Annotated in this window: 20 protein-coding genes; 11 read left to right on the forward strand and 9 right to left on the reverse strand. The window is 66.4% G+C overall.

The genetic code is table 11. From position 1 onward, the window contains the following. Window position 1 precedes the first annotated feature (1 nt). Window positions 2–3,145 (forward strand): CheR family methyltransferase, encoded by a 3,144-nt coding sequence (locus CEY09_RS07925; RefSeq protein ID WP_088588538.1) that lies wholly within the window; start codon window positions 2–4, stop codon window positions 3,143–3,145. A gap of 48 nt (window positions 3,146–3,193) precedes the next feature. Here the strand turns inward: CEY09_RS07925 and CEY09_RS07930 are convergent, their stop codons facing one another. Continuing rightward, a complete protein-coding gene (locus tag CEY09_RS07930) occupies window positions 3,194–4,102 on the reverse strand; it encodes a LysR family transcriptional regulator (RefSeq protein WP_088588539.1) in 909 nt (302 codons plus the stop codon). Between the two features lie 112 nt (window positions 4,103–4,214). Between CEY09_RS07930 and CEY09_RS07935 the strand changes: the two genes are divergently transcribed. After that, the gene (locus tag CEY09_RS07935) at window positions 4,215–5,630 is read left to right on the forward strand and encodes a M20 family metallopeptidase (protein ID WP_088588221.1); all 1,416 of its coding nucleotides are present in this window, start codon (window positions 4,215–4,217) and stop codon (window positions 5,628–5,630) included. A 51-nt stretch (window positions 5,631–5,681) separates the two neighbouring features. Next, window positions 5,682–6,662 carry a Bug family tripartite tricarboxylate transporter substrate binding protein gene (locus CEY09_RS07940; RefSeq protein ID WP_088588222.1) on the forward strand — a complete coding sequence of 327 codons (981 nt, stop codon included), beginning with the start codon at window positions 5,682–5,684 and terminating at the stop codon, window positions 6,660–6,662. A 46-nt stretch (window positions 6,663–6,708) separates the two neighbouring features. On the opposite strand, the gene CEY09_RS07945 is transcribed toward CEY09_RS07940, so the two are convergent. From CEY09_RS07945 to CEY09_RS07965, 5 genes are all read right to left on the reverse strand, one after another. Continuing rightward, window positions 6,709–9,156 (reverse strand): TonB-dependent siderophore receptor, encoded by a 2,448-nt coding sequence (locus CEY09_RS07945; RefSeq protein WP_088588223.1) that lies wholly within the window; start codon window positions 9,154–9,156, stop codon window positions 6,709–6,711. Between the two features lie 89 nt (window positions 9,157–9,245). Next, the gene (locus CEY09_RS07950) at window positions 9,246–10,208 is read right to left on the reverse strand and encodes a FecR domain-containing protein (RefSeq protein ID WP_088588224.1); all 963 of its coding nucleotides are present in this window, start codon (window positions 10,206–10,208) and stop codon (window positions 9,246–9,248) included. Window positions 10,209–10,214: 6 nt separating this feature from the next. After that, a complete protein-coding gene (locus tag CEY09_RS07955; protein WP_088588225.1) occupies window positions 10,215–10,742 on the reverse strand; it encodes a sigma-70 family RNA polymerase sigma factor in 528 nt (175 codons plus the stop codon). Window positions 10,743–10,844: 102 nt separating this feature from the next. Next, window positions 10,845–13,244: a catalase gene (locus CEY09_RS07960; RefSeq protein WP_088588226.1), complete on the reverse strand. Its 2,400-nt coding sequence runs from the start codon at window positions 13,242–13,244 to the stop codon at window positions 10,845–10,847. 10 nt (window positions 13,245–13,254) lie between these two features. Then, window positions 13,255–13,869, reverse strand: coding sequence for a ferritin family protein (locus CEY09_RS07965; protein WP_088588227.1), 615 nt, complete (start codon window positions 13,867–13,869; stop codon window positions 13,255–13,257). Between the two features lie 267 nt (window positions 13,870–14,136). On the opposite strand from CEY09_RS07965, the gene CEY09_RS07970 reads away from it, so the two are divergent. The 5 genes from CEY09_RS07970 to CEY09_RS07990 all read left to right on the forward strand — a co-directional run bounded on the left by CEY09_RS07970 (window position 14,137) and on the right by CEY09_RS07990 (window position 19,232). Then, a complete protein-coding gene (locus CEY09_RS07970; RefSeq protein WP_088588228.1) occupies window positions 14,137–15,747 on the forward strand; it encodes a PepSY-associated TM helix domain-containing protein in 1,611 nt (536 codons plus the stop codon). Beyond that, window positions 15,744–16,094 carry a DUF3325 domain-containing protein gene (locus tag CEY09_RS07975; protein ID WP_006223268.1) on the forward strand — a complete coding sequence of 117 codons (351 nt, stop codon included), beginning with the start codon at window positions 15,744–15,746 and terminating at the stop codon, window positions 16,092–16,094. Before CEY09_RS07970 ends, CEY09_RS07975 begins: the two co-directional genes overlap by 4 nt. A 145-nt stretch (window positions 16,095–16,239) precedes the next feature. Then, on the forward strand, window positions 16,240–18,234 hold the full coding sequence (locus tag CEY09_RS07980; RefSeq protein ID WP_088588229.1) for a ribonucleoside triphosphate reductase: 1,995 nt from the start codon (window positions 16,240–16,242) through the stop codon (window positions 18,232–18,234). A gap of 52 nt (window positions 18,235–18,286) precedes the next feature. Then, entirely contained in the window at window positions 18,287–18,472 is a 186-nt protein-coding gene (gene nrdD / locus CEY09_RS07985) for an anaerobic ribonucleoside-triphosphate reductase (protein ID WP_088588230.1), read from the forward strand. After that, window positions 18,438–19,232, forward strand: a complete 795-nt coding sequence (locus CEY09_RS07990; RefSeq protein ID WP_175216723.1) for an anaerobic ribonucleoside-triphosphate reductase activating protein — start codon at window positions 18,438–18,440, stop codon at window positions 19,230–19,232. The genes nrdD and CEY09_RS07990 overlap by 35 nt, the downstream gene beginning before the upstream one ends. On the opposite strand, the gene CEY09_RS07995 is transcribed toward CEY09_RS07990, so the two are convergent. After that, window positions 19,223–20,641: an aminotransferase-like domain-containing protein gene (locus tag CEY09_RS07995; RefSeq protein ID WP_088588231.1), complete on the reverse strand. Its 1,419-nt coding sequence runs from the start codon at window positions 20,639–20,641 to the stop codon at window positions 19,223–19,225. The genes CEY09_RS07990 and CEY09_RS07995 overlap by 10 nt on opposite strands. A 131-nt stretch (window positions 20,642–20,772) precedes the next feature. Here CEY09_RS07995 and CEY09_RS08000 point away from each other — a divergent pair, with 131 nt between their 5' ends. The 3 genes from CEY09_RS08000 to CEY09_RS08010 all read left to right on the forward strand — a co-directional run bounded on the left by CEY09_RS08000 (window position 20,773) and on the right by CEY09_RS08010 (window position 24,006). After that, entirely contained in the window at window positions 20,773–22,062 is a 1,290-nt protein-coding gene (locus CEY09_RS08000) for a hydroxymethylglutaryl-CoA reductase, degradative (protein WP_088588541.1), read from the forward strand. A 79-nt stretch (window positions 22,063–22,141) separates the two neighbouring features. After that, a complete protein-coding gene (locus CEY09_RS08005; RefSeq protein WP_088588232.1) occupies window positions 22,142–22,621 on the forward strand; it encodes a hypothetical protein in 480 nt (159 codons plus the stop codon). Further along, window positions 22,618–24,006, forward strand: coding sequence for a tripartite tricarboxylate transporter permease (locus tag CEY09_RS08010; RefSeq protein WP_006223276.1), 1,389 nt, complete (start codon window positions 22,618–22,620; stop codon window positions 24,004–24,006). Before CEY09_RS08005 ends, CEY09_RS08010 begins: the two co-directional genes overlap by 4 nt. 6 nt (window positions 24,007–24,012) lie before the next feature. Here the strand turns inward: CEY09_RS08010 and CEY09_RS08015 are convergent, their stop codons facing one another. Further along, complete coding sequence (locus CEY09_RS08015) at window positions 24,013–24,912, reverse strand: SMP-30/gluconolactonase/LRE family protein (RefSeq protein ID WP_088588233.1); 900 nt, start codon at window positions 24,910–24,912, stop codon at window positions 24,013–24,015. Window positions 24,913–24,922: 10 nt separating this feature from the next. Continuing rightward, window positions 24,923–25,921: a Bug family tripartite tricarboxylate transporter substrate binding protein gene (locus CEY09_RS08020; RefSeq protein WP_088588234.1), complete on the reverse strand. Its 999-nt coding sequence runs from the start codon at window positions 25,919–25,921 to the stop codon at window positions 24,923–24,925. Window positions 25,922–25,935: the final 14 nt, after the last annotated feature.

The following is a 25,935-nucleotide window of genomic DNA, read 5'->3' on the forward strand; positions in this document are numbered from 1 at the left end:
CATGACTGTGCAAACGGAATTTCCCATTGTGGGTATTGGCGCTTCCGCTGGCGGCGTCGAGGCGTTGGAAGGCTTTTTCCGCGCCGTGCCCCCGAAGCCGGGGTTGGCGTTCGTCGTGCTCACCCATTTGAGCCCCGTGCGCGAAAGCCACCTGCCCGAGGTGATCCAGCATTACACCGGCCTGAAGGTCCAGACCGCCACGCAGGACGCGGAAGTCCTGGTCGACAACGTCTACGTCCTGCCCGCCGATGCCGTGATGTCGATCCACGAAGGGCGCCTGCGGCTGCGCCAACGGGTACCCGAGCAGCGTGGCCCCCGTCCGATCGACCTGTTCTTCACGTCGCTGGCGCTGGATCGCGGCGAATTCTCGGCGGGCGTCGTGCTGTCCGGCGGCGACTCTGACGGCACGCTGGGCATCAAGGCCATCAAGGAGCAAGGCGGGTTGACCCTGGCGCAGTCGGCCGATGGCTTCGGGCCGAGCAGCCCGGAAATGCCCGCCAGCGCGATCGCCACCGGCCTGGTGGACTTCATCGTGCCGGCGGATCAGATGGGCGCCAAGCTGGTCGATTTCGCGGTCGGGCTGGGCCACCTGGACGATCTGGACGACGCTGCGGCCCAAGGGCCGGAGCGCGGCCGGCTGGAAGCCGCCAAGCACGAGATCTACGCCTTGCTGCGGACCCGCATCGGCCACGATTTCAGCGGCTACAAGAGCAAGACCTTCATGCGCCGCGTGCAGCGCCGCATGCATGTGAACCAGATGCCCACGCTGGCCGCCTATGTCGAATTCCTGAAGCAGAACTCCCAGGAAGCGGGCGCCCTGTTTCGCGACCTGCTGATCAGCGTCACGAATTTCTTTCGCGATGCCGAAGCCTTCGAATCTTTGCAGGAACAGGTCATTCCGCAACTGCTGAAAGACCGCGGCGCGACGGAAACCATACGCCTGTGGGTGCCCGGCTGCGCCACAGGCGAAGAGGTCTATTCCCTGGCGATCCTGCTGCGCGAACACCTGGACACCCTGGCGACGGCGCCTCGCGTGCAGGTTTTCGCCACTGACATCGACGACCGCGCCCTGGCCGTCGCGCGCGCGGCGCGATATCCCGCCGCCTTGCTTGAGGGGGTATCGCAGGCGCGGCGCGAGCGCTATTTCGTGGCCGATGGCGACAGCTATGTGGTCAGCAAGGCCGTGCGCGACCTGTGCATTTTCTCGCCGCACAACGTGTTGCGCGACCCGCCGTTTTCCCGGATCGACCTGGTGTCGTGCCGCAATCTGCTGATCTATTTCGGCGGCGGCATCCAGAAGCAGGTCATTCCCACCTTCCACTATGCATTGCGGCCGGGCGGCTATCTGTTCCTGGGCATGTCGGAAAACGTCACCCAGTTCAACGACCTGTTCAGCCCGATCAACAAGAAACACCGGATCTTCCAGCGCCGCACGGATATCGGCGCGCAGCCACGCCCTACGATCACCCTGCCCTCCATGCATAAACCGGACCTGCCCCATTCCGCGCTGCGCCGCGCGCAGACCGGCGCTTCGGCGCTGCGCCAATCCGTCGATAGCCAGGTGCTGGCGCAACATGCGCCGCCCCACGTGCTGGTCAACCGCGACGGCGACATCGTCTATTACTCCGGGCGCACCGGCAAGTATCTAGAGGCCGCCGCCGGCGTGCCGACGCGCCAGGTGCTGACCCTGGCGCGCAAGGGGCTGCGCCTGGACCTGCGCACGCTGTTGCACGAGGCCGCGGAAACCGGCCGGCCCGCGGTACGTGAGAGCGTGGCCGTGGAAGGCGAGGACGGCCGCGTCCAGATGGTGACCCTGACCGTGGAGCCCCTGGCCGACCACAAGGAAAACGAACCGCTGTTCCTGATCCTGTTTGCTGACCACGGCCCCCCGCTGAACCGCGACGAAGCCTACGCGCAAGGCAGCATCACGCAGCAAGGCGCGGCCCAGCAGATCGAGCTGGAACTGCGCGACACGCGCGAGCGCCTGCAATCCATGATCGAGGAATACGAGACCGCGCTGGAGGAACTGAAGTCTTCCAATGAAGAGCTGGTGTCGGTCAACGAGGAATTCCAATCCACCAACGAGGAATTGGAAGCCTCCAAGGAAGAGCTGGTATCGCTGAACGAAGAACTGCACACCGTCAACGCCGAACTCCACGGCAAGGTCGACGAGCTGGACCGCAGCAACAGCGACCTGCACAACCTGTTTGAAAGCACGGCGATCGCCACGTTGTTCCTGGACCGCGACCTGATCATCCGCAGCTTCACGCCGGCCATGGGCGACGTCTTCAACATCCTGCCCAGCGACTGCGGCCGCCCCATCACCGATCTGGCCAGCCGTTTCGACCTGCCCTCCTTCGCTAACGACATCGCCCAGGTCTACACCCACTATCAACCCATCGAACGCCGCATCGCCGGCACCCTGGACGGCAAGCACTACCTGCTGCGCCTGGTGCCTTACCGCAGCAGCGACAGCCAGGTCGACGGCGTCGTCGTGACATTCATCGACATCACCCTCATTACCCGCGCCGAACGGCGCCACCGCGTCCTGATATCCGAACTGCAGCACCGGACCCGCAACTTGCTGGCGCTGGTGCAGAGCGTGGCGCGGCGCACCTTAGGCGACGGCGAACCCTTCCAGCGTCTGGACACGCGCCTGGCCGCCCTGAGCCGCGTACAGGGCATGCTGAGCGAAACCAACGGGGAAAAGATCGAATTCAGCGGCGTCGTGCATCGCGAACTCGACGCGGTTGGCAACGAACGCCAGGTCACGATCAACGGTCCCGAGGTCCGCATCAGCCCGGAACGCATCCAGACCCTGGCGCTGGCCGTTCACGAACTGGCGACCAATGCCGTGAAATACGGCGCACTGCGCTATGAATCGGGCCGGCTGGACGTGAAATGGCGGATCGAACGCCGCGACGCCGACACCGAGCACCTGGTCCTGGATTGGACGGAGTCCGGCCTTCCCGCCGCGCCGGACGCGACGCATCAGGGCTACGGCCGTGAATTGATCGAGCAGACGCTCGTCGTCGCGCTACGCGCGCAGACCGCCCTGGAGTTCAAGGCGGACGGCATCGCCTGTCATATCGACATGCCGCTTGAGCACGCAAACGAAGCCAACGACGACGCGACGCCCAAGTAATCCTGGCTCCCGCGGCCGTCTTCACTCGCGGGAGCCGATTCGGCGGGCTTACTCCGGCAACCGCGTCGCCGCCGTCAACCGTTCGGCCATGAACGCCAGGAACTCGCGCGCCAGCAGCGGCAAAGTCCTGCCCTGCAATGTCAGCACCTGGATGCTTCGTTGCCGCATTTCCGGATTCGTGAACGGCACGCCCGCCAATTTGTCGCTGCCCACCTGGCCCATCAGGGTCAGATACCCCGTCAGCGCCACGATCCGGCTGCCGGGCAGCATCGGCAGAAACGCCGCCGAATGGTTCGACACATAGGCCGGTTCGATGTGCAGCCCCGCGTTCGCGCAGGCCGTATCGAACAGTTGCCGCACCGTCGTGCCCTGGTCGCCCAGCGACAGCGGATAGTCCGCCAGATCCCGCATGCCCACGCTGCGCCGGCTGGCCAGCGGATGATCCCGGCACATCACCGCGTACACCGGCGCCCGCGTCAGCAGTTCGGTCTTCAAGCGTTCGTCCTGCACGGTGGAATAGCGCAATGCGATCTGCGACAGGCCTTCCAGGATCTGCCGGCTGACCTCCTCGGGCCGCTCCACATGCAGATGAAACCGCGCCTGCGGCCGTACCTGCTTGAATTCGGCCATGCTGAGCGGCAGGAAGCGATGGGCGAAACCTTCGGTACACGCCAGCCGGATGGTGACGTCGCCCACGTGGCCGCGCTGGCGGATCTGGGTGGTGACGCGCTCGGCCTCCAACGCGGCGGCGTTGGCGTAAGCCGCAAGCTGCCGGCCGGCTTCGCTAAGCGCCATGCCGCGCGCCTGTCGCTCGAACAGCACGATGCCCAGGTCGTCTTCCAGCTTGGCGATCTGGCGGCTGATGGCCGAAGCCGCCACGTGCTGGGCGGCGGCAGCCCCGGCAATCGATCCGCAACGGACGACTTCCAGGAAATACCGCAAGGCCAGTGAAATCATGATGGGCTCCGAATTCATGCCTTAAAAGCATGGGAAAGATGCTAATTATCTAATTGTGGCACGGGGTGAAGCGTAATAACTTTGTGCTTCCTTTGCGTACCCGAGAGCCGATGTGATTCGCGAACAAGCCGTCCTCCATGCCGTTGAAGCCTTTGATTCCGGCGCCCTGCTGGCCACGTTGACGCGTCGCGTCGCCTACGCGACGGAAAGCGAAGTGCCGGAACAGGCGCCCGCGCAGCATGCCTACCTGAACGAAGACCTGATCCCGCTGCTGACGGCGCTGGGCTTTTCCTGTGAGGTCCACGCGAATCCCGCCGGGGTCGACCTGCCCATCCTGGTCGCGCGCCGTATCGAACAGCCCGGCCTACCGACCGTGCTGATGTATGGCCATGGCGACGTCGTGCGCGGCAACGCCGCCAAATGGGAAGCCGGCCGCGATCCCTGGCGCCTGCAAGTCGAGGGCGACCGCTGGTACGGCCGCGGCACGGCCGACAACAAGGGCCAGCACTCCATCAATCTGGAAGCGCTGCGGCAGGTCATCGCCGCACGGGACGGCAAACTGGGTTTCAACACGACCTGGCTCATCGAAACCGGCGAAGAAGCGGGCTCGCCCGGCCTGGCCGCCTTCTGCGAAGCCCAGCGCGACGCGCTGGCGGCCGACGTGTTCATTGCCAGCGACGGCCCGCGCCTGAATGCAGAACGCCCCACGCTCTTCATGGGATCGCGCGGGGCAGTCAATTTCGAATTGAAGCTGCGCGCACGCGAACGCGGTTACCACTCCGGCAACTGGGGCGGCCTGCTGGCCAATCCGGCCATCGTGCTGATGCACGCCATCGGCACGCTGGTGGATGCCAAGGGCCGCATCACCGTCGATGGCCTGCGCCCGCCCCCCATCCCGGCCGCGGTGGCTGACGCCTTGGCCGACCTGCACGTGGGCGGCGGCGAAGACGACCCCGAGATCAACGCCTGGTGGGGCGAACCCGGCCTGTCCGCGCCCGAGAAGGTGTTCGGCTGGAACAGCCTGGACGTCCTGACCTTTGGCGCGGGCGATCCCGCCAAGCCCGTGAACGCGATCCCGGCGGAAGCCGTGGCCTGGTGCCAGCTGCGTTTCGTGGTGGGCACCGACTGGCGCGCGCTGGAAACCCATGTGCGCGAACACCTGCGCCAGGCGGGGTTTGCAGACGTGCAGGTGCGGATCGGCATGCAGGCCGGCGCCACGCGTTTGTCGCCCGACAATGCCTGGGTGCGCTGGGCCGCCGCGTCGCTGGAACGCACGACCGGCAAGCGGCCCGCGCTGTTGCCCAATCTGGGCGGCTCGTTGCCCAACGATATCTTTGCCGACCAACTGGGCTTGCCCACCCTGTGGGTGCCGCACTCCTACCCGGCTTGCGCGCAGCATGCGCCCAATGAGCACCTGCTGGGCAGCGTGGCGCGCGAAGGGCTGGCCATCATGGCCGGCCTGTTCTGGGACCTGGGCGACCAGGGCCCCGCCCTGCGTGACGCGGCGGTGGCCTCGGCTACCGCGTGAATGCGTCTTCCCTTTTTCGCTTTCCCCTTTTGACTGATCGAGAGCTTTGCCATGACCGCTAGATTTTGTGCCGCCGTGATGGCGTTCAACCTTGCCGTCGCCGCCTATGCGGGCGAGGCCCATGCCGCGTATCCCGAACAGCCGATCAAGATCGTCGTGCCGTTCACGCCGGGCGGCGCCACCGACGCGGTGGCCCGGCTGCTGGCCAACAAGCTGTCGGGCAGCCTGGGGCAATCCGTGATCGTCGAGAACCGCCCTGGCGCGTCCACCGTGATCGGCGCCGACGCCGTGGCGCGCGCGCAGCCCGACGGCTACACCCTGCTGTTGTCGGGCAGCACGACCTATACCGTGCTGCCGGCGCTGAAATCGTCGTTGCCCTATGACCCGATGCACAGCTACGAACACATCGCCATCGTTGCGATGGCCCCGGTAGTGCTGTTGGCGCAGAACGGGCTGGCGGCCAATACGGTGCAGGAAGCCGCCGCGCTGGCCAAGCAGCAAAGCGACAAGGGCGGCCTGATGTACGGCACCTTCGGCCCCGGCTCCGCGCCACACCTGGCTGGCGAAATGTTCGCCGAAGCCGTGGGCGCCAAGATGATGCCGGTGCCCTACAAGGGCAGCGCGCAATTGATCACGGCCATGATCGGCGGCGAGGTCGCGTTGGGCGTGGACACGGTGTCGTCGGCCGCGCCGCAAGTGCGCGCGGGCAAGGTCCGCGCACTGGCCGTCACGGGCGAACACCGTGTACCGCAGCTGCCGGACGTGCCCACCTTTACTGAGGCGGGCATTGCCCAAGTGTCCTTTGTGGGCTGGTACGCGCTGGCCGCCCCCGCGCGCACGCCTGCGCCGGTCATCGACACGCTGAACCGCGCGGTCGCCAAGATCATGGAAGATCCGCAGGTGCGCCGCGCAGTGTCGGATCTGGCGCTTGAGCCGGTCTACCTGCCGGGCCAGGCGTTCCAGGAACAGATCGCCCGCGAACTGCGCACGTTCGGCGACGTAGCCAAGCGCGCGAACATCACGCTGGACTGATCGGGACGGCCCAGCCGGACACGGCGTCCGGCCGGGCCCCGCCGGATCAATACTTGTAGTTCACGCCCAGCATGGCGCTGAACGGCGCGCCATAGTAGTTGCTGTAGACGTTGGTGCTGGCGTAGTACTTCTTGTCGAAGATGTTGTTCAGGTTCAAGGTTGCCGACCACTGGCGGTTGAACTGGTAACGCGCCATCAGGTCCACCAGCGCATAACCGCTTTGCGACGACTCCAGCGGCTGGCCGCCCGGGCCGCGGCTGGAATAGTTGCTGCCGCTTTCCCACCGCACCCCGCCGCCCACCGTCAGGGCGCTTAGATCGCCCGGCAGGCGATACGTGGTGTACAGCTTGGCGATGTGGCGCGGCAGGCCGACTTGCGTGATGAAACCGTGCGGCAGGCGGCGGTCCACATAGGCGTAGGACAGCTGCATCTGCCAGCCCGGCGTCAGTTCGCCGGTGATTTCGGCTTCCACGCCCCGCATCACCGCGCCGTCGGCGGCCACGTAGGCGTTGTCGCCATTCGGGGCCAGACGGTCGCCGTCCAGCATGGCGTAGTTGTCCTGACGGGTCCGGAACAAGGCCAGCGAGCCGTTCAGGCGACCGTCCAGGAACGCCGACTTCAGGCCGATCTCATAGGTGTTGCCCTTGATGGGTTCCAACACGCTGCCCGTCACGCTTTGCGCCTGTTGAGGCTGGAAGATGCTCGTGTAGCTGGCATAGGCGGACAAGGTGCTGGTCAGGTCGTAGACCACGCCGGCATAGGGGGTGTAGACGCCCTGCTCGCGCATGTTGTCCGGGTAGGACGAGCCATCGTCATAGTTGTAGGACGCCTGCTGGTCCCACCACGTCACCCGCGAGCCCAATACCAGCGACAGCGCGTCAGTCGGACGCAGGCGTAGCGCCCCATAGATCGACGCCTGCTTTTCGGTGTAGTAGCGCTTGCCGGTCGATTGCCAGTCCGGCTCGGGCATGTCGCCGTTCCACTGGCGGATGTCGGGAATCTTGGCGTCATAACCCGGCGCAACCCAAAGCGGATACATGTCGTAGTCGCCCCGGGTGCGCGATGCGCTTGCACCCACTACGAGGTCGTGCTGGCGGCCGAAGGCGTCGAACGCGCCGGTCAGGCTTGCATCGACGGCATTCTGGGTCTTGGGAATGGGCCATTTGGCCACCCACACCGACGCGCCCTGGCCCGTCGTCGGGTTGGCCCAGCCGTTGCTGCTGAACCAGCCATAGGTGCGGTCGTTGTCGTCGCCGGTGCGGGACACGGTTACCGAACCCTTCCACAACGGCGCGAACTCGTGGTCCAGCGTGGCGAACACGTTGTAGCGCGTGCGGTCCTGGCGGCTCCAGTTGGTCGCCGAGTTGAAGCGTTGCGGGAAATCCGTTTTCGTGCCGTCCGCATACGCGGCCGGAAAGCCGAAGTACGAGCATGCCGTGCACTTCTTGCACTGATATTCCGCGCCGAGCGTCAGCAGGGTGCTTTCGGCCAGATCCGCCTCGACCACGCCGTAAAGCAATTGCGAATCCTGCTTCACGCGGTCAACGAACGAACCGCCCTCCTGCCACGCGCCGACCAGCCGGCCCCGCAGCTTGCCTGACTCGTCCAGCGGGCTGCCCAGGTCGAATTCCGTGCGCTTGTAGTCCCAGGAACCGACGGCCGCGCCCACGCCCGCCTCGAACTCGCGGGTGGGCCGCTTGCGCACCAGGTTGATCGACGCCGCGGGGTTGCCCGCGCCGTTCAACAGGCCGGTGGAACCGCGCACCACTTCGATCCGGTCGTACAGCGCGGTGTCCAGCCCCAGGGCATTGAAGTCCTTGTGCGTGGGCACGCCGTCCACTTGCATGTTGGTGATTTCCATGCCGCGGGCGTACAAGCCCTTTTCGTTGTCGTCGGCCGACCCCTTCTTCTTGAAGGTCAGGCCCGGCGTGTTGGCGATGGCGTCCTCCAGGGTGTTAAGCCCCTGGTCCGACAGGCGCTGGCGCGTCATCACCGAAACCGATTGCGGTGTCTCACGCAGGGTCATCGGCAGCTTGGTGGCGGTGGTGGACAGGCCCACCGTGTACGAGTCCGTGCCTTCGCTGGGCGCGGGCTCGCGCGAGCCCAGCACTTCGACCGGGGCAAGCGTCTGCGCACCGGCCACGCGCAGGCCGTAGTTGTTGCCGCCCTGGCTGACAGCCTCCAGCCCGGTGCCCGCCAGCATGGCCGCCAGGCCCGAGGCAATGCCGTAATCGCCTTGCAGGCCGGCGCTTTGCTTGCCTTGCGTCAGTTGCGCGTCGAAAGACAGCACCACGCCCGCCTGGGCGGCAAAGCGGCCCAGCGCCAGGCCCAGCGGGCCCGCGGGCACATCGTAGCGGCGGGCGGCGTCGGCCGACGGCGCGGCTTGCGCCAGCGCAGGCGGCGCCGACGCCAGCCCCATCAGGGCGACAAAGACGGCGCGCGCGATCGGCGCCAGCGGACCGGGATGGCGATGGAAAGACGTAGTGAAAGGCATAAGCTCGAGGTTTTCCGTGAATCAAATCCGACGTAATCCCTGCTAAGTCGGACGAGCACGGAAAAAGGACAATGCCAGGTGAAAATAAATCAGCCGCGGGCGACGACCCGGGTGTAATAGCGGGTGAAACGCGACACCCGGACGGGCAGCGCGCGTTCCACGGCGGCCAGCGCGCGGTCGGTGTCGTCGATCGGGAACGCGCCCGACACCCGCAGCGACGCGACCGCCTCGTCGCAGCTGAGGCGACCGGGACGGTAACGGTCCAGCTGCGCAATGAAGTCGTCCAGGCGCAAGCCATCCACGATCAAGAGGCCGCGGGTCCAGGCGTCGGGTTCGCCCGTGACGGCGCCGTCATGGCGGGCGCCCGCCCCTTCCAGCACGCCCTGTTCGCCCGCATTCAGCACCAGCGGCGGCCTTCCGTCCAGCGGCAGCAGCTCGACCGCATGCCGGAGCACCGCGACGCGCGTCTGCGTGTCTTGCCGGTTGACGGTGAAGCGCGTGCCCAGCGGGCGCACCGTGCCATGCAGCGTCGTCACGCGCAAGGGCGGCAAGCCCTGCGCGGCGTGTTCGGTATCAATCAGGATCTCGCCCGCGTGCACGGTGATATGGCGGCCGCGCGAGTCCACGGCCACGTCCACCGCGCTGGCGCTGTCCAGCCACAGCAAGGTGCCGTCCGTCAGGACCAGTTCGCGGCGTTCGCCCGTTCCCATGCGGTAGTCAGCCAGATAACTGGCCGCCATCCGCTCGACCGGTAGCGTGCGCCAGGCCACCAGGCCGCCGGCGCCAAGCAGCGCCACCGCCCCCAGGCCGTTACGCAGCACGGCGCGCCGCCGCGTGAAGTGATGGTCGGCCCGGTACAGCGTATCGGCGGCCAGCCGCGCAGGCGCCGCGCCCAGCGTGCCGCGCAGCCGTTCGACCTGCCGCCAGATGCGGGCATGTTCGGGGTCGGCCGCCAGCCAGCGGCCATGCGCCGCCACATCGGCCGCGCTGACGTCATCGGCGCATAGCCGCGCATACCATTGCGCCGCCGCGGTAATTGTCTTGTCCGCCATCGCCGCCTACTGTCGTTCCAGGGCGTAGACCAGGCACTGCTCGGTCGCGCGCGCCATGTACTTCTTGACCGAGCTGACCGTCACGCCCAGCTTGGCCGCGATGTCGGCATAGCTTGCGCCTTCCAGCTGCGACATGAGGAAAGCGCGCCGCACCTTGTTGCCCAGGCCGTGCAGCATGGCGTCGATTTCGCGGATGGTTTCCAGCAGGATGGCCTGCGTCTCGGGCGAGATCGCGTGGCCCTCGGGCTGCTGCGCCAGGGTTTCCAGCCAGGCCCGTTCCAGCACCTGGCGGCGGATGTGGTCGACCAGCGTGCGCTGCGCCACCGTGGCCAGAAAGCTGCGCGGCTGCCGCACGCCCTGCAATTGGGCCATGGACGCGGGCGAAGCCAGCAGGCGGAGGAAAGTGTCTTGCGCCAGGTCAGCGGCCTCGGCGGGCACGCTCAGGCGGCGCAACAACCAGCCGCGCAGCCAACCGTGATGGTCGCGATAGAGCAAGCCCAGCTCGCGGTGCTCCAGAGATTCCGAGGACGACATGGCCGTAGCGCGACCGCTTCCTGATTTTTAAGAATGGGAATTGTAATCATTATTGATGATGGCGGGCAATTGCCCGCCATCTTCCCGGATGCCTACCCGCCGCTACACCATGGGCGGCACCGTTTCACGCTCGGGGTGCCGGTGCTTGGCCAGCGCCTCGATGAACAGGCCCGCGCTTTTCGCCGGCGAGCCGCCGCCCATCAGCAGGCCGCCGTCTGACTCGTCAGGCGCAATGCCCGCCGATCCGAACAACTGCCCGCCCCGTCCCAACGCCAGCAGCGTCTTGCCGTGGCGGAAGGCGTCGCGCAGGAATTCCAGCGCCCGCCCGTCCGTCTGCAAGCGCCCCACGGCGCCCTCGCCGCCCGGGACGATGGCCCCATCGAACAGCCCCGAAGGGTGGTTGTCCAACGACGCGTCCGCGTCCAACGTGCTGCCGTCCTCGGCCTGCACCGGGCCGATGCGCTGGCCCACCAGCCGCACCACCACGCCTGCCTTGATCAGCGCATCTGCCACGGCCGACACGGCCGCGCCGTCCACGCCTTCGGCCACCAGGATGGCGACCTTGCGCGTGGCGACGCCGCCATCGCCCGGTCTTGCGGTCAGCGACAGCGTCGGCGACACCTCGACCTCGGGCTTGGGCGGCTCGGCGATGGCGCGCGGCAAGGGCTCGGGCAAGGCCATGCCCAACTGGTCGGCCACGGCCATGGCCAGCTCGTCCGACACGTTGCGCAGCGACGCCACCATGCGCTGCCGGATTGCCGGCACCGTCAGCTTGCTTAGCTCAAAGGCGAAAGCGTTGATGATGTGCTGCTGTTCCCAGTCTGTCTGGCTATTGAAGAACAGCGTGGCCTGGTTGTAGTGTTCGGCGAACTTCTCGGGATGGCCGCGCAGTTCGTCGCCCGTCACCGGTTCCGGGAATGGCACGAAACCTTCCATGCCGGCCTGGAAGGGGCAGCCGCCCGCCAGCGAATTCGGTTCATAAGCGACCCGTCCGCGATGGATGGCCTGGCGATGCATCCCGTCGCGCTGGTTGTTGTGCACCGGGGCAAGCGGCGCATTGATGGGGATCTCGTGGAAATTCGGGCCGCCCAGGCGCGAGATCTGCGTGTCCACGTAAGAATGGATGCGCCCGGCCAGCAGCGGGTCATTGGTGAAATCCACCCCCGGCACCACGTGCGCCGTACAGAAGGCGACCTGCTCGGTCTCGGCGAAGAAGTTGTCGGGGTTGCGGTCCAGCACCATCCGCCCGATGGGCCTGACCGGCACCAGTTCCTCGGGCACGATCTTGGTGGCGTCCAGTACGTCGAAGCTGAAGCGTTCCGCCTCTTCTTCGGTGAAGACCTGCACGCCCAGTTCCCACTCGGGGCCGTTGCCGGCGTCGATGGCTTCCCACAAGTCGCGCCGGTGAAAGTCGGGGTCGGCCCCCGACACCTTGACCGCTTCGTCCCACACCTGGGAATGGGTGCCCAGCACGGGATTCCAGTGGAACTTCACCAGCCGCGATTCGCCCTGGGCGTTGACGAAGCGGAACGTGTGCACCCCGAAGCCCTGCATCATGCGGTAGCTGCGCGGAATGCCGCGATCGGACATCACCCACATCAACATGTGCGTGGATTCCGGCATCAGCGACACGAAATCCCAGAACGTGTCGTGGGCGGATGCGGCTTGGGGCATGCCATGATGCGGCTCGGCCTTCACCGCGTGCACCAGATCCGGGAACTTCATGGCGTCCTGGATGAAGAAGACGGGGATGTTGTTGCCGACCAGGTCCCAATTGCCTTCATCGGTGTAGAACTTCACCGCGAAGCCGCGCACGTCGCGCGCCGTGTCCTTGGAGCCGCGTTCGCCCGCCACGGTCGAGAAGCGCACGAACACCGGCGTGCGCTTGCCCTTTTCGGCGAACAGCGACGCGGCCGTCAGGTCGGTCAGCGCCTCGTAGCATTCGAAGTAGCCGTGGGCGGCCGAGCCGCGCGCGTGCACGATGCGTTCAGGGATGCGCTCATGGTCGAAATGCGTGATCTTCTCGCGCAGGATGAAGTCTTTCAGCAAGGCCGGGCCGCGCAAGCCCGCCTTGAGCGAATGCTGGTTGTCCGCGACGCGCACGCCCTGATTCGTGGTCATCATCTGATCGCCAGCATCCGAGCGCACGCGCGCCAGCCGGCCATCCACGGCATTCACGCCCGGGGCGGCCGCGTCGACGGTCTTGTCCGAGACCTCGCTTTCCGACAAGGTGCTGGCGCCCACGGACGGATCGGCAAGGGGTACGTGCGCACCGGTGACCGGGCAGCGTGCCGCCTCGGCGCCGTATTCGGCAGCCTTGTCGGCATTGTGGGGGATGGCCGCCACCGTGGCGCCCACGGCGGCGGCTCGCTTGAGAGCCGGATGGCCGGGCTTGCCGGCGGGACCGGCAGCGGGACCACTATCGGTATTCATATAAGCGGTGTCGAGTGCACCGCCGCCCTTGCCTGCGGGGGGCTTGCCTGCGGGTTTCTTGCTTGCCATGGTCGGTCTCCTAGTGTTTCAGCATCTTGTCGCGCGACTGTTCGGCGCGGGATGCGCCGATCGCGGATTCCACCTGCTTGACCTCTTCGGGCGGCGGCAGCACGGCCGGAAAGCCCAACGACTCGATCCACAGTTCGCGGGACCAGCCTTGCGTGTGATACAGGTGATGGTCTTCGTCGGTCGCGACGGCGTCATAGGCCTGCTTCAGGATCTTGGCTTCCTTGCCCGTGTGCTGGTCGGCAATCACCCCGATCAGCGACCAATTCGCGTGATCCTTCGTTTCAGCCAGCACCACGCACTCGGTCGCCACCAGCTGCGCGGCATCCGGGTCGCCTGCACTGACCGCCATCTTCATGGCCTTGACCAGCGATTCGCCCAGATGACGGACGACCCCGCGGCCCGGTGTCTGGGTTTCGGGGTCGAGTCCCAGTTGTTCAAACACGGTCAAAAGGACGCGGTGGTGGGTACGCGTTTCTTCCAGGTATTCCTTCCATTCTTTCTTCAGGTCGTCGTTGATGGCACAGGACACCGCGGTCTCGTAGACGGACAGGCCGCCGATCTCGGTCTCAAGCGCCTGATAGAGCAGTTCGTGGATCTGCTGGGCGTTTCCGGCTTTGTGTTTCATCAGGGGGCTCCTTGTTCAGTGGCACCTGCGGGCTGACCAGCCAGGGGCGGACAGTCAAGCGGATGAGGCGCCACTACAGCAATCCCCATGCCTGATCGCGCAACGCCTGCCCTCGCGAAACGGAAGGGCCCGAAATCCTTAGCATCGCAACTCCGGCCCCAATTCGCTTAGAATTGGAACCATTCTCAATAAAATCAAAATCCGTCCGGCTCGCGGCGGCAACAACGAATAAAGAGGCTCGTTCTGAAATCCGGTTTCCGCCTATCCATGGCCTGGTTGCATACCTGGGTCGGTCTGTGGTTTTCCTGGCTGCTGTTCACGGTGTTCCTGACAGGGTCGCTGGCCGTGTTTTCCGAGCCCATCACCCATTGGATGACGCCCGAGCACCACGCGGCCGAAGCCCTGGCTGCCCAGCGGGAAAGCGCGCCCGTGGACCGCGCCCGGCGCCTGGAGCTGGCGATCGACTACATGTCGCGCAAGCACGCAGGCGCCGAGATGTGGGAGATCTGGCCCGTCAACCGCTCCCACGAAAACAGCCTGTCGGTCTATTGGTTCGACCAGAACGGCCAGTATGCCGATGCGGAACTGGACCCCGCGACCGGCGCCGAAATGGATGACCATCACGACGAGGAAGGCCGCGCCACGATGGGCGGCACGCACTTCGTGAACTTCCACTACACGCTGCACGAAAGCCATTACGGCCTGTGGATCGTGGCCTTCGCCACCATGGCGATGCTGGTGGCGCTGATTTCGGGCGTGGTCACCCACAAGCGCATCTTCAAGGACTTCTTCACGTTCCGCGTGAAAAAGGGGCAGCGTTCGTGGCTGGACGCGCATAACGCGGTCGCCGTGCTGACCCTGCCCTTCCAGTTCATGATCGCGTACACCGGCATCGTGATCTCCAGCGCCGAACTGATGCCCGCCCCGGTCGCTGCCCAATACGGCGCCGGCATGGAAGGAACCCGCCTGTACCTGGCCGAGATGCAGGGCGAAGTCAAACCGCTGCGCACCGGCACGCCGCTTGCAATGCCTAAGCTGGAACCCATGGTGGCCCAAGCCGAAGCGCTGATCGGCCAGGCCGCGCGCGCCATCGTCATCAACAACCCCGAAGACAGCTCCATGCGGATTGCTGTCTACGGCTGGAACGAAGACCGCGACACCTTCCACAACATCAGCGCCACCACCGGCATGGCCGAATTCTCGGGCGCCACGGGCGAACTGCTGCGCACGCGGCCCGCCGGCGGCGTCAATGGCGGCACGCCCGCGCTGGTGCGCCAGGTGATGAGCGACCTGCACATGGCGCGCTTTGGCGGGCTGGCCATCCAGTGGCTGTACTTCATCTGCGGGCTGGCGGGCGCCGCCATGATGGGCACGGGCGCCGTGCTGTTCATGGTGAAGCGGCGCGCCAAGCTGGGCAACGAATTCGGCGGCGCCACGGCGCGCATGTACCGGCTGTTCGAAGGCCTGAACGTAGCCGCGCTGGCCGGCCTCGCCGTGGCGTGCGTCAGCTACTTCTGGGCCAACCGCCTGCTGCCTGTGGCGCTGGAGAACCGGGTGCTGTGGGAACTGCGCTGCTTCTTCGGCGTATGGGCGCTGATGTTGGCGCTGGCCTGGCTGTGCAGCCCGCGCCGTGCATGGATCTCGCAGCTGGGCTTGTTGGCAGCGCTGTGCCTGCTGCTGCCGCTAATGTCGTTCGCGACGCTGGGCGACCATGTCTTCGCGCAGATCGCACGCGGCGATTGGGAAAGCGCCGGCGTTGAACTGACGGCCGTCGCCTTTGGCGTACTATCCGCCTGGGCGGCCATCCGTTTGTGGAAGAAGCCCCTGTCCGCGCCCGCCCAGCGCAAACCCCGCGCGAACCAAGAGGCAGCGGCATGAACATGAACGACGTATTCGCCATTGTGATGGCTTTGCTGCTGACCTACTCCGGCATGGCCTGCCTGAGCCTGGCGATGCCGCGCCATTACGACCAGGTCTGGGGCCGTGATCCATCGGCCGGCCATACGCGCGTACTGCGTGGCGCCGGCGTGCTGTTGCTGGCGCTGGCGCTCCTGCCTTGCGTCGGCCTGTGGGGCAATACGGTGGGCGTGGTCGCGTGGCTGGGCTGGCTGTCCGCAGGCGCGCTGCTGTGGGTGGGCATGCTGTCCTGGGCGCCGCGGCCCGCCGCCAGCACCGCCGCCCTGGCGGTGGCCATTTCGCTGGCGGGCATCGGCATCGGCTTCTGAGGCCTACTGGGCATTGCGCTTTGCGCGGGCCCCTTCCCTGTGTTTGACCCGCATCAAACCAGGCTGATATCGCGCGCAGGCTACGCGTCGATAGCACCATATGTGGTGGTAGAGTTTTCACACCCCACTACATATGGTGTCAATAATGCCTATCCAACACATCCTCAAGCGTGACGGCCGCGTCGCGGACTTTGATCGCGACAAGATCGCGCACGCCATGGCGGCGGCCGGAACCAGCACCGGGGAGTTGGATCTGGCGGGCGCGCAGGCGCTGACCGATATCGTCATCGGCGCCTTGGCGGACCAACCCTGCCCCGGCGTCGAAACCATCCAGAACCGCGTCGAAGAAGCCCTGGTCCAGGCGGGCCACTGGCGCACCGCCCGCGCGTACATCGTGCACCGCGAACAGCATGCCCGGTTGCGCTCGCTGCGCCACACCCTGGTGGATGTGGAAAGCGCCATGGAGGAATACCTGGACCAGCGCGACTGGCGCGTCAACGCCAACGCCAACCAGGGCTACAGCCTGGGCGGCCTGATCCTGAACGTGGCGGGCAAGGTCACCGCCAACTACTGGCTGTCCAACGTCTTCACGCCCGAAGCGGGCCAGGCGCACCGCGACGGCGACATCCACATCCACGACCTGGACATGCTCAGCGGTTATTGCGCCGGCTGGTCGCTGCGCCAGCTGCTGACTGAAGGCTTCAACGGCATTCCCGGCAAAGTCGAATCCACCCCGCCCAAGCACATGTCGGCCGCCATCGGCCAGATCGTCAACTTCCTGGGCACGTTGCAGAACGAATGGGCCGGCGCGCAGGCCTTCAGTTCCTTCGACACCTACATGGCGCCCTTCATCCGCCGCGACGCGATGACGTACGCCGAGGTGAAGCAGGCCATGCAGGAACTGATCTTCAACCTGAACGTGCCCAGCCGCTGGGGCACGCAGACGCCGTTCACCAACCTGACCTTCGACTGGACCTGCCCGGCCGACCTGAAGGAACAGGTGCCCTACGTGGGCGGCCAGGAAATGCCCTTCTGCTATGGCGACCTGCAGGCCGAAATGGACATGATCAACCGCGCCTACATTGAAGTGATGATGGCCGGCGACGCCAAGGGGCGCGTGTTCACCTTCCCCATTCCCACCTACAACATCACGCCCGACTTCGACTGGAACCATCCCAACACCGACCGCCTGTTCGAAATGACGGCGCGCTACGGCCTGCCCTATTTCCAGAACTTCCTGAATTCGGACCTGGAACCCCATATGGTGCGGTCCATGTGCTGCCGCCTGCAGCTGGACCTGCGCGAACTGCTCAAGCGCGGCAACGGCCTTTTCGGATCGGCGGAACAGACCGGATCGGTAGGCGTGGTCACCGTCAACTGCGCACGCCTGGGCTACACCTGCCAAGGCGACGAGGCGAAGTTGATGGCGCGCCTGGACACGCTCCTGGGCCTGGGGCGCGACGTGCTGGAGACCAAGCGCAAGGTGGTGCAGCGCTACATCGACCAGGGCCTGTACCCCTACACCCGGCGCTACCTGGGCACCTTGCGCAACCACTTCAGCACGCTGGGCGTGAACGGCATCAACGAGATGATCCGCAACTTCACGAACGATGCCGAGGACGTGACCACCGCCGCCGGCCATGCGCTGGCCGTGCGCCTCCTGGACCGCGTGCGCGACCGCATGACCGAATTCCAGGAGCAGACCGGCCACCTCTACAACCTGGAGGCCACGCCTGCCGAAGGCACGACCTACCGCTTCGCGCGCGAAGACAGGAAGCGCTATCCCGGCATCCTGCAGGCGGGGTCCGACGCCCAGCCCTACTACACCAATTCCAGCCAGCTGCCGGTGGGCCATACCGACGACCCGTTCCACGCGCTGCAACTGCAGGAAACGCTGCAAAGCAAGTACACGGGCGGCACCGTGCTGCATCTGTACATGAACGAAGCCGTGTCGTCCGCCGAAGCATGCAAGCAGCTGGTGCGCCGCGCGCTGTCGAATTTCCGGCTGCCGTACATCACGGTCACCCCCACGTTCTCGATCTGCCCCAACCACGGTTATCTGGCCGGGCATCACGAGTTCTGCCCCAAGTGCGACGCCGAACTGTTGGCCAAGCAATCCGCGTGCTGCGCACCCGCCTAGCGCGCGACATCCCGCCGCGCGCAAGCCCGGCCTTCACCCCAAGGAGTCCTCGATGCAAACCTTGACCGTCCCCGCCCCAACCGCTGCGGCACCCGTCCTGCAACTGGACGACAGCCAGCGCGTGCGCTGCGAAGTCTGGACCCGAGTGATGGGCTACCACCGTCCCGTCTCTTCCTTCAACACCGGCAAACAAGGCGAATTCAATGAACGCCGCTTCTTCGTCGAGCAACGCGCCTGAAGGCGCGCCTCAACACGCCGAGCCCGGTACGCGCAGGCTGGCCGCAAGGCCGGCCTACGCGGCCCCGCCCCAACCCGTTGCCCAACCGCTGCCGCGGCATTCGCCCGCCATCGGCGGGCTGGTGCCCTTTTCCACGGTGGACTGGCCCGGGCAACTGGCCGCCGTCGTCTTCATCTCGGGCTGCCCCTGGCGCTGCCATTACTGCCACAACACCGAATTGCAAACCCGCGCCGCCCGGTACGACTGGCGCGAAACGCGAGCCTTCCTGGCCACGCGCACCGGCCTGCTGGACGCCGTGGTGTTCTCGGGCGGCGAACCCTTGAGCGAACCCCGGCTGCCGGCGCTGATCCGCGACGTGCGGCGCATGGGATATCGGGTGGGCCTGCACACGGCGGGCATCTATCCCTTGCGCCTGGCCGATGTGCTGCGCCATCTGGATTGGGTCGGGCTGGACATCAAGGCCGATGCGCAGGGCTACGACGACATTACCGGCCGCCGCGATTCCCAGCGCCCCGCGCTGGCCTGCCTGACGCAACTGCTGTCCGCCGGCACGGAGTTCGAATGCCGCATCACCTGGCATCCCGACTGGCTGGATGAAACGCGGCTGCTGGCGCTGGCTCGAGAATTGGCGCGCCGCGGCGTGCGGCGCTTTGCGGTGCAAGGCGCGCGCAGCTCGCCAGGCATCCCGCCCGGCCGTGCACTCAGCACGCAGGCGCAAGCCCGGCTGGCCGAGTGGTTTACGGAATTCGCCTATCGCTGAGCCAACAACGCCGCCAGCGTCGCGTGAAAGCGCGGCGATCCGATCGCCCCAACGTTGCAGCGCGACCAGGGCGACGTGGCCGTCGGGTCCACGCTGAACACGCGGCCTGGCGCCATGATGACCTTTTCGGGCATCAGGTCGGCCGCCAACGTCAGCGAATCGGACACGCCGGGAAACGCCGACCACAGGTAAAGCGAACTCCCCGGCCGCGCAAAGACCTCGGCTCCCAACGAATCCAGCACCTGCAGGGCATGGCCGGTGGCGGCCTCCAGCCGTTGCCGCAGCCTGACCAGATGCCGCTCGTAATGCCCGTCGCGCAGCATCACATCCACCATGCGTTCGCAGTATTCCGAACTGCTGACGTGCACCAGCGCTTTCAGGTCGGCCAGGTCGCTGGCCAGCGCCGCGTTGCAGGCGATGAAGCCCACTCGCAGCGCCGCCGAAAACGATTTCGAGAAGCTCCCGATATAGATGGTGCGCTCCAACTGGTCGAGTGCCGACAGCCGGACCGCGGACGTGGGCTTGAAATCGGCCAGCGAGTCGTTTTCCACCACCATCAGGTTGTAGCGCTCGGACAGCTGCAGGACCTTATAGGCCTTGGCCAGCGAAATATCGGAACCGGTAGGGTTGTGCGCCAGCGACTGCGTGAAGAACAGCCGAGGCTTTTCGCGCTGCAACAAGGCTTCCAGCGCCACCACGTCGGGCCCATCGGACAGGCGCGGCACGCCCAGCATGCGCACGCCCGCCAGCTTCAGCTTGCCGAACAGGGGGTAGTACCCCGGGTTGTCCACCAGCACCGTCGCGCCCGGCGGCACGAAGTAGCGGATCACCAGATCCATGGCCTCGTTCGCGCCGTGCGTCAGTACCAGTTGCCGGGGCGCCACGTTCACGCCGACGTCGCCCAGTTTGCGCACCAGACTTTCGCGCAGCGGCGCGTAGCCGAAGCGGCTGCCATAGCGGAACAAGGCGCCCAGGCCTGTGCGCACCACCTTCTGGTGATAGCGGTCCATGCGCATGTCAGCCAGCCACTCCACGGGCGGAAAGCCGTCGCCGGCCTGCACTGCGTCGGGCTGCGTCTTGAGTTGCTCGCGCATCAGCCACACGATGTCCATCGCGCGGCTTAGCTGCCCGGGTTCCTCGTCAGCCGTCTTGCGCGCGAAATCACCGTCCAGCACGAAGAAGCCCGCGCCGCGCCGCGGTTCCACCAGCCCTTGGGCCACCAGCATCTCAAACGCCACGACCACGGTGTTCTTGGCGTACCGGTGCAGCTGCGAGAGCTCACGCAAAGACGGGAGTTTGTCGCCCGGCCGGTACACGCCGTCGGCAATCTGCTGGCCGATCAGCTTGGCCAGGCTTTCGGCGATGGGCGCGGCGCGCGGCCGCCTGCCCGGTTTGCTTGCGTCTTCCATACGTTGTTTTCCGCTTGAGTCCGGGCCAGAATTGGTGCAGTGCGATGGTACTGTTTGCCCAAACTGTACCTCTCAATAGCGGTACAGTTTACCTAGAATCAGGCCACTTAATTCTTATACGGAGACCTGCCATCGTGGCCGATTCACGCTTGCCCAACTTTCGCGCGCTGACCCCTGCGCAACGCCTGGCCACGATTGCGGACGCCGCTTCGCTGACCCCTGAAGAACAGCAGTTGCTGGCCCGCCCGGGCGCGCTCGGCCTGGACCGTGCCGACGGCATGATCGAAAACGTCATCGGCGCGTTCGAACTGCCGCTGGGCGTGGCGGGCAACTTCCAGGTCAATGGCCGCGACGTGCTGGTGCCGATGGCGGTGGAAGAACCGTCCGTCGTGGCGGCAGCCTCTTTCATGGCGAAGCTTGCGCGCGAATGCGGCGGCTTCGAGACGTCCAGCAGCCGTCCGCTGATGCGTGCCCAGGTCCAGGTGCTGGGCTTGACGGACCCGCATGGCGCGCGCCTGGCGCTGCTGCGCGAACGCGAGCGCATCGTCACGCTGGCCAACAGCCGCGACAAGGTGCTGATTGGCCTGGGCGGCGGCTGCCAGGACCTTGAAGTCCATGTCTTTCCCGACACCCCGCGCGGCCCGATGATCGTGATGCACCTGATCGTGGACGTGCGCGACGCGATGGGCGCCAACACCGTCAACACCATGGCCGAGGCCGTGGCGCCGCTGGTCGAAACAATCACGGGCGGCTCGGTACGCCTGCGCATCCTGTCCAATCTGGCCGACTTGCGTCTGGCGCGCGCCCGCGTGCGTCTGACGCCCCAGGTGCTGGACACCAAAGACCGCAGCGGCGCCGAGATCATCGAAGGCGTGCTGGACGCCTACACCTTCGCCGCCGTCGACCCCTACCGCGCCGCCACGCACAACAAGGGCATCATGAACGGCATCGACCCCGTCATCGTGGCCACCGGCAACGATTGGCGCGCGGTGGAGGCCGGCGCGCACGCCTATGCCGCCCGCTCGGGCCGCTACACGTCGCTGACGCAATGGGAAAAGGACACCTCCGGCGCGCTGGTCGGCACGATCGAGATGCCCATGCCCGTGGGCCTGGTGGGCGGCGCGACCAAGACGCATCCGCTGGCCAAACTGGCGCTGAAGATCATGGACGTGAAATCGGCGCAGGAACTGGGCGAAGTGGCGGTCGCCGTCGGCCTGGCGCAGAATCTGGGCGCGTTGCGCGCGCTGGCCACCGAAGGCATCCAGCGCGGCCACATGGCGCTGCATGCCCGCAACATCGCATTGGTGGCCGGCGCCGTGGGCGCCGAGATCGATACCATCGCCAAGCGCATGGCGGCGGAGCAGGACGTCCGCACCGACCGCGCGCTGGCCTTGCTGGAGGAACTGCGGCAGTCGCGATAAGCCCGGCCGGCCCCGGCCATATAAGAACAGAGGCGGCGCGCGGCATGGCCCGCGCCGCCCGACCCCAACGGAGAGAGACATGGAAGCAAAATCCCCGGCGCCATCCTGGCGCCTGGCCGAGGTATGGAGCGACACCGTGGACCTGCGCCAACTGGCGTGGGCCATCGGCATCGGCATCACCATCAGCGTGGCGGGCTTCTATGCCGCCAGCCGCTGGTTGCGCGGCATGGTCGCGTCCCCCGAGCTGGCGCACGCCTACGCCATGCTGGCGGGGTTGGCCGGCTGCGTGATCGCCGGCGTCATCTGCGCGCGCCTGTTCCCGCCCAAACGCGAAGTCATCGAACACACCTCCACCCATGACCCGGCCTGGCGCGCCGAAGTGCTGGCCGAACTGGCCGAGCAGCCGGGCGGCCTGGGCACGCTGGCCGATCTTCCGGAAGCCGTCGTGCGCGAACTGAAGGAACTGGACCTGTACGACCTGTTCACCGAGCCGCCCGCCGCCCAGGCGTCCGTCGCGCCCGCCCGCCCCCTGGGCGCATCCAAGGAGGCACTGGCATGAGCGATCCCGCCCTGCTTGAACAAATCATGGTAGCCGCCGCGATGGGGCTGCTGGGCGCGGTGGTGTTCGCCGCGATCGGCCTGGTATCCGGCACCGACGAAACCACGACGCTGGCCCCTTTGACCTTGCTGGTGGTGCTGCTGGGCGTACCGCCCGCCGGCGTATTCACCTTCTTCCTGGCCGGCGCGGTGGCCAAGCACATGACGCACGCCGTGCCCACTGCCCTGCTTGGCATTCCCGGCGACACGCTGGCCACACCACTGCTGCAGGACGCGAACATGCTGCGCAAGCTGGGCGTGCCGCACATCGCCCTGCGCAAGATGGTGTCCGGCGCCATCGTGGCCGCCTTTGTCGCCGTGCCGCTGGCCGTGCTGTTCGCCGTGCTGCTGGCGCCGTTCGGCGCCGCCATCACCAAGTCCGCGCCGTGGATCTTCCTGGCGGCAGCTGTGCTGATCGCCTATTTCTCGGCTGGCCGCTGGGCCGCGGTGGCGCTGCTGGTGCCCTTCGTGGTCGTCATCATCGCGCTGCAAAGCCTGACAGCCAAGTACGGCGTCAAACTGAGCATCAGCTATTTCCTGGGCATCGCCATCGGCCCGCTGATCGCAGACCTGTTCACGGTGATCTCGCCGATGGGCCGCGCGAAGATGATGCGCGACAAGGTGCGCACGTTCTCGCTGGCGCCTGACGTCAAGGGCTGGTCGGGCTACTTCCCCAATCCCTTGAAGGTGATGGACCGCACCCAGACGCGCTGGACCCTGGCCACGGCGGCGATTTCCAGCGCCACCTTCGTGTTCAGCCCCGTCGCCATGACCGTGGTGCTGGGCGAACTGGTCGGCTCACGCATCAAGCACGCCTACCATCGCCTGACGACGGTGCTGTCGGCGCGCAATGGCGTCACCGAAGCCACCTACATCGCCGAGGCGCTGATTCCGCTGATCGCCTTCGGCCTGCCGCTAAGCCCCGTTGCCGCCGGTCCTGCCGCCCCGCTCTTCAACGCCCCGCCGCGCTTTACCGTGGATGCCGCCACGGGTCAGACGCACAACCTGCACAACTTGCTGAACCACTGGGAATTCCTGGGCTACGGCATGCTGGCAGTGCTGCTGGCGGCGCTGGTTTCCTACCCCTTCGCGATGAACTTCGCGCGCCGCGCCGCGCTGTTCGTGTCGCGCAAGGTCAGCCACGAAGCCATCATCGCCACGTTCGTGGGCCTGATCATCGTGATCAGCATCTGGGAAGGCCAATTCCTGGGCCTGCTGGTGATCCTGACGATGGGCCTGTTCGGCGGCCTGCTGTCGCGGCTGTTCGGCTTCAATACCGGCGTGCAGTTCATGGGGTACTACACCGCCGTGCTGTCGGTGCCCGCCATCGTGAAGTTGATGGCGTAGGCCTCCCTAGTCCGGCAACTGCGCCTCCAGGATCGCCCCGGTCGCGGATTCCGTCATCACGACGGAACCGCCGCCGGGGCGTATCGCCACATTGGTGACGGTGCTGGCGCCGAGTGGGCTTTTCAGGAAGTGCGTGACCTCGCCCCGCGAATTAAGCACGAAAACACCTCCCAAGCTGGCGTGGGCCACCAGCAACCGGCCGTCCGGCGTGGTTGCCAGGCCATCCGGCCCGCTGGTACCGAAAAACGTCCGGAACGCCCCCATCTTGGTGATGGAGCCATCCGGCATCACGGGCGCCCGCCACACCTGATTGGCCCGGGTCACCGCCACGAAGAGCACTTTTTCCTCGGCGTCCAGGGCGATGCCATTAGGACTGGGCGCGTTCGCCAGCAGCAAGTCCAGGCGGCCGGCGTCGGCGTCGTAGCGGTAGACGCGCCCCTGCGGGTCGTGCAGCCCGGTCTGCCCCTGATCCGTGAAATACAGCCTGCCGGCTCGATCGAAAACCAGGTCATTCACGCCCTTGAACGACTCGCTGTTGCGGTGCCCCAGCACCGCTTCCACCCGGCCGCTCGCCATGTCGCAACGCAGGATGCCCAGCCGGTAGTCAGCCACCCACAAGCTGCCGTCGCGATGCAGCGCCAGCCCGTTGGGCCAGCCACCGGTTTCGGCGACCGTGTGCCAGTCGTGCATGCCGTCGACCCGCAGAATGCGCCCATGCGGAATGTCCGTTACATAGAGCGCGCCCGACGCGTCGAACACTGGCCCTTCCAGAAAGCAGTCGACGATATGGCCCGCCTTGTTGGCGTCGGCCCAGGCGCTGCGCTGCTTGCGCCGCAAGCCTTCAGGCAGGACGGCGATGACCTGTGCCTCGATGACGACGGGCGGCGTGAAGTCCAGATTCCACATGGCAACCCCCTTATTCCGGCTTGATACCGACGCGTTTTCCCACGTCCGCCCAAAGCACGACCTGATGCTGGACATAGCCGCCGAACTCGCCCACGGTCATCGACCGGTGCTGCGCGCCTTGGCGCGCCATGTTCTCGCGCATCGCCGGGTCGCTCATCACCTGGGAGACCAGGCGATTCATCTTGTCGACGATGGCAGGCGGCGTGCCCTTCGGCGCGGCCAGGCCGAACCAGTTCAGCACCTGATAGGACGGCAAGCCCGCTTGCGCGAACGTCGGTACGTCAGGCAACGTCGCCAGGCGCGCGTCGCCGCTGACGGCAAGCGCCCGCACGCGGCCGCCTTGCACAGGCGGAATTGCGGTGGGCGCCGCCGTGACCAGCACGTCGATCTGCCCGGCCATCACGTCCGCCAGCGCCGCGCCGGCGCCCCGGTACGGAATATGCGTCAGCGAAATGCCGGCTTCGCTCTTGAACATCTCGGCCGCCAGATGTGTCGAACTCGCCTGGCCGCCGGACCCGTAATTCAGCTTGCCGGGATGGGCGCGCGCATAGGCCACCAACTGCTCCATCGTCTTGAAGGGCGACTTCTCCGGCACCAGCAGCACCAGCGGCGTTTCAATGATCTCGCTGACGTGGATCAGGTCGTTCCGGTAATCCCACGGCAGCTTCGCGAACAGCAGCGGCAGCATCGTGTAGGTGGTGTCCGTCACCAGGAAAGTGCTGCCGTCGGGCGCCGACCGCACCACTTCCTGGGTGGCGATCGTGCCGGACGCGCCGGTCTTGTTGTCGACGATAAAGGTCTTGCCGGTCGCCTCGGACAGCTTCTGCGCGACCTGGCGCGCGGCGTAGTCCGTCGTGCCGCCAGGCGAATACGGCACGACCAGCCGCACGGGCTTATCGGGCCAGGCGGCCGCGTCGCCCGCGGCGTGGACCGGCAGGCAGGTCATGCCGATTACAGCGGCGGCCAACAGGCGGGGCATGGCGCGCCCGCACTTGAAAATGGATTTCATCGGGTTGTCTCCTT

This window comes from Achromobacter marplatensis, from assembly GCF_002209535.1.
In the GTDB taxonomy this organism is placed as follows: Bacteria; Pseudomonadota; Gammaproteobacteria; order Burkholderiales; family Burkholderiaceae_B; genus Achromobacter; species Achromobacter marplatensis.

What these genes read in the sequence shown, in the direction of transcription:
- CEY09_RS07940 (WP_088588222.1), top strand. Translation starts at nt 5,682, where the DNA reads ATGACCGCTAGATTTTGTGCCGCCGTGATGGCGTTCAACCTTGCCGTC.
- CEY09_RS07965 (WP_088588227.1), bottom strand. Translation starts at nt 13,869, where the DNA reads ATGAAACACAAAGCCGGAAACGCCCAGCAGATCCACGAACTGCTCTAT.
- CEY09_RS07990 (WP_175216723.1), top strand. Translation starts at nt 18,438, where the DNA reads ATGAACGCCGCTTCTTCGTCGAGCAACGCGCCTGAAGGCGCGCCTCAA.
- CEY09_RS07945 (WP_088588223.1), bottom strand. Translation starts at nt 9,156, where the DNA reads ATGCCTTTCACTACGTCTTTCCATCGCCATCCCGGTCCGCTGGCGCCG.
- nrdD (WP_088588230.1), top strand. Translation starts at nt 18,287, where the DNA reads ATGCAAACCTTGACCGTCCCCGCCCCAACCGCTGCGGCACCCGTCCTG.
- CEY09_RS07955 (WP_088588225.1), bottom strand. Translation starts at nt 10,742, where the DNA reads ATGTCGTCCTCGGAATCTCTGGAGCACCGCGAGCTGGGCTTGCTCTAT.
- CEY09_RS07970 (WP_088588228.1), top strand. Translation starts at nt 14,137, where the DNA reads ATGGCCTGGTTGCATACCTGGGTCGGTCTGTGGTTTTCCTGGCTGCTG.
- CEY09_RS07925 (WP_088588538.1), top strand. Translation starts at nt 2, where the DNA reads ATGACTGTGCAAACGGAATTTCCCATTGTGGGTATTGGCGCTTCCGCT.
- CEY09_RS08020 (WP_088588234.1), bottom strand. Translation starts at nt 25,921, where the DNA reads ATGAAATCCATTTTCAAGTGCGGGCGCGCCATGCCCCGCCTGTTGGCC.
- CEY09_RS07975 (WP_006223268.1), top strand. Translation starts at nt 15,744, where the DNA reads ATGAACATGAACGACGTATTCGCCATTGTGATGGCTTTGCTGCTGACC.
- CEY09_RS07950 (WP_088588224.1), bottom strand. Translation starts at nt 10,208, where the DNA reads ATGGCGGACAAGACAATTACCGCGGCGGCGCAATGGTATGCGCGGCTA.
- CEY09_RS08010 (WP_006223276.1), top strand. Translation starts at nt 22,618, where the DNA reads ATGAGCGATCCCGCCCTGCTTGAACAAATCATGGTAGCCGCCGCGATG.
- CEY09_RS08015 (WP_088588233.1), bottom strand. Translation starts at nt 24,912, where the DNA reads ATGTGGAATCTGGACTTCACGCCGCCCGTCGTCATCGAGGCACAGGTC.
- CEY09_RS07995 (WP_088588231.1), bottom strand. Translation starts at nt 20,641, where the DNA reads ATGGAAGACGCAAGCAAACCGGGCAGGCGGCCGCGCGCCGCGCCCATC.
- CEY09_RS07980 (WP_088588229.1), top strand. Translation starts at nt 16,240, where the DNA reads ATGCCTATCCAACACATCCTCAAGCGTGACGGCCGCGTCGCGGACTTT.
- CEY09_RS07960 (WP_088588226.1), bottom strand. Translation starts at nt 13,244, where the DNA reads ATGGCAAGCAAGAAACCCGCAGGCAAGCCCCCCGCAGGCAAGGGCGGC.
- CEY09_RS08005 (WP_088588232.1), top strand. Translation starts at nt 22,142, where the DNA reads ATGGAAGCAAAATCCCCGGCGCCATCCTGGCGCCTGGCCGAGGTATGG.
- CEY09_RS07930 (WP_088588539.1), bottom strand. Translation starts at nt 4,102, where the DNA reads ATGATTTCACTGGCCTTGCGGTATTTCCTGGAAGTCGTCCGTTGCGGA.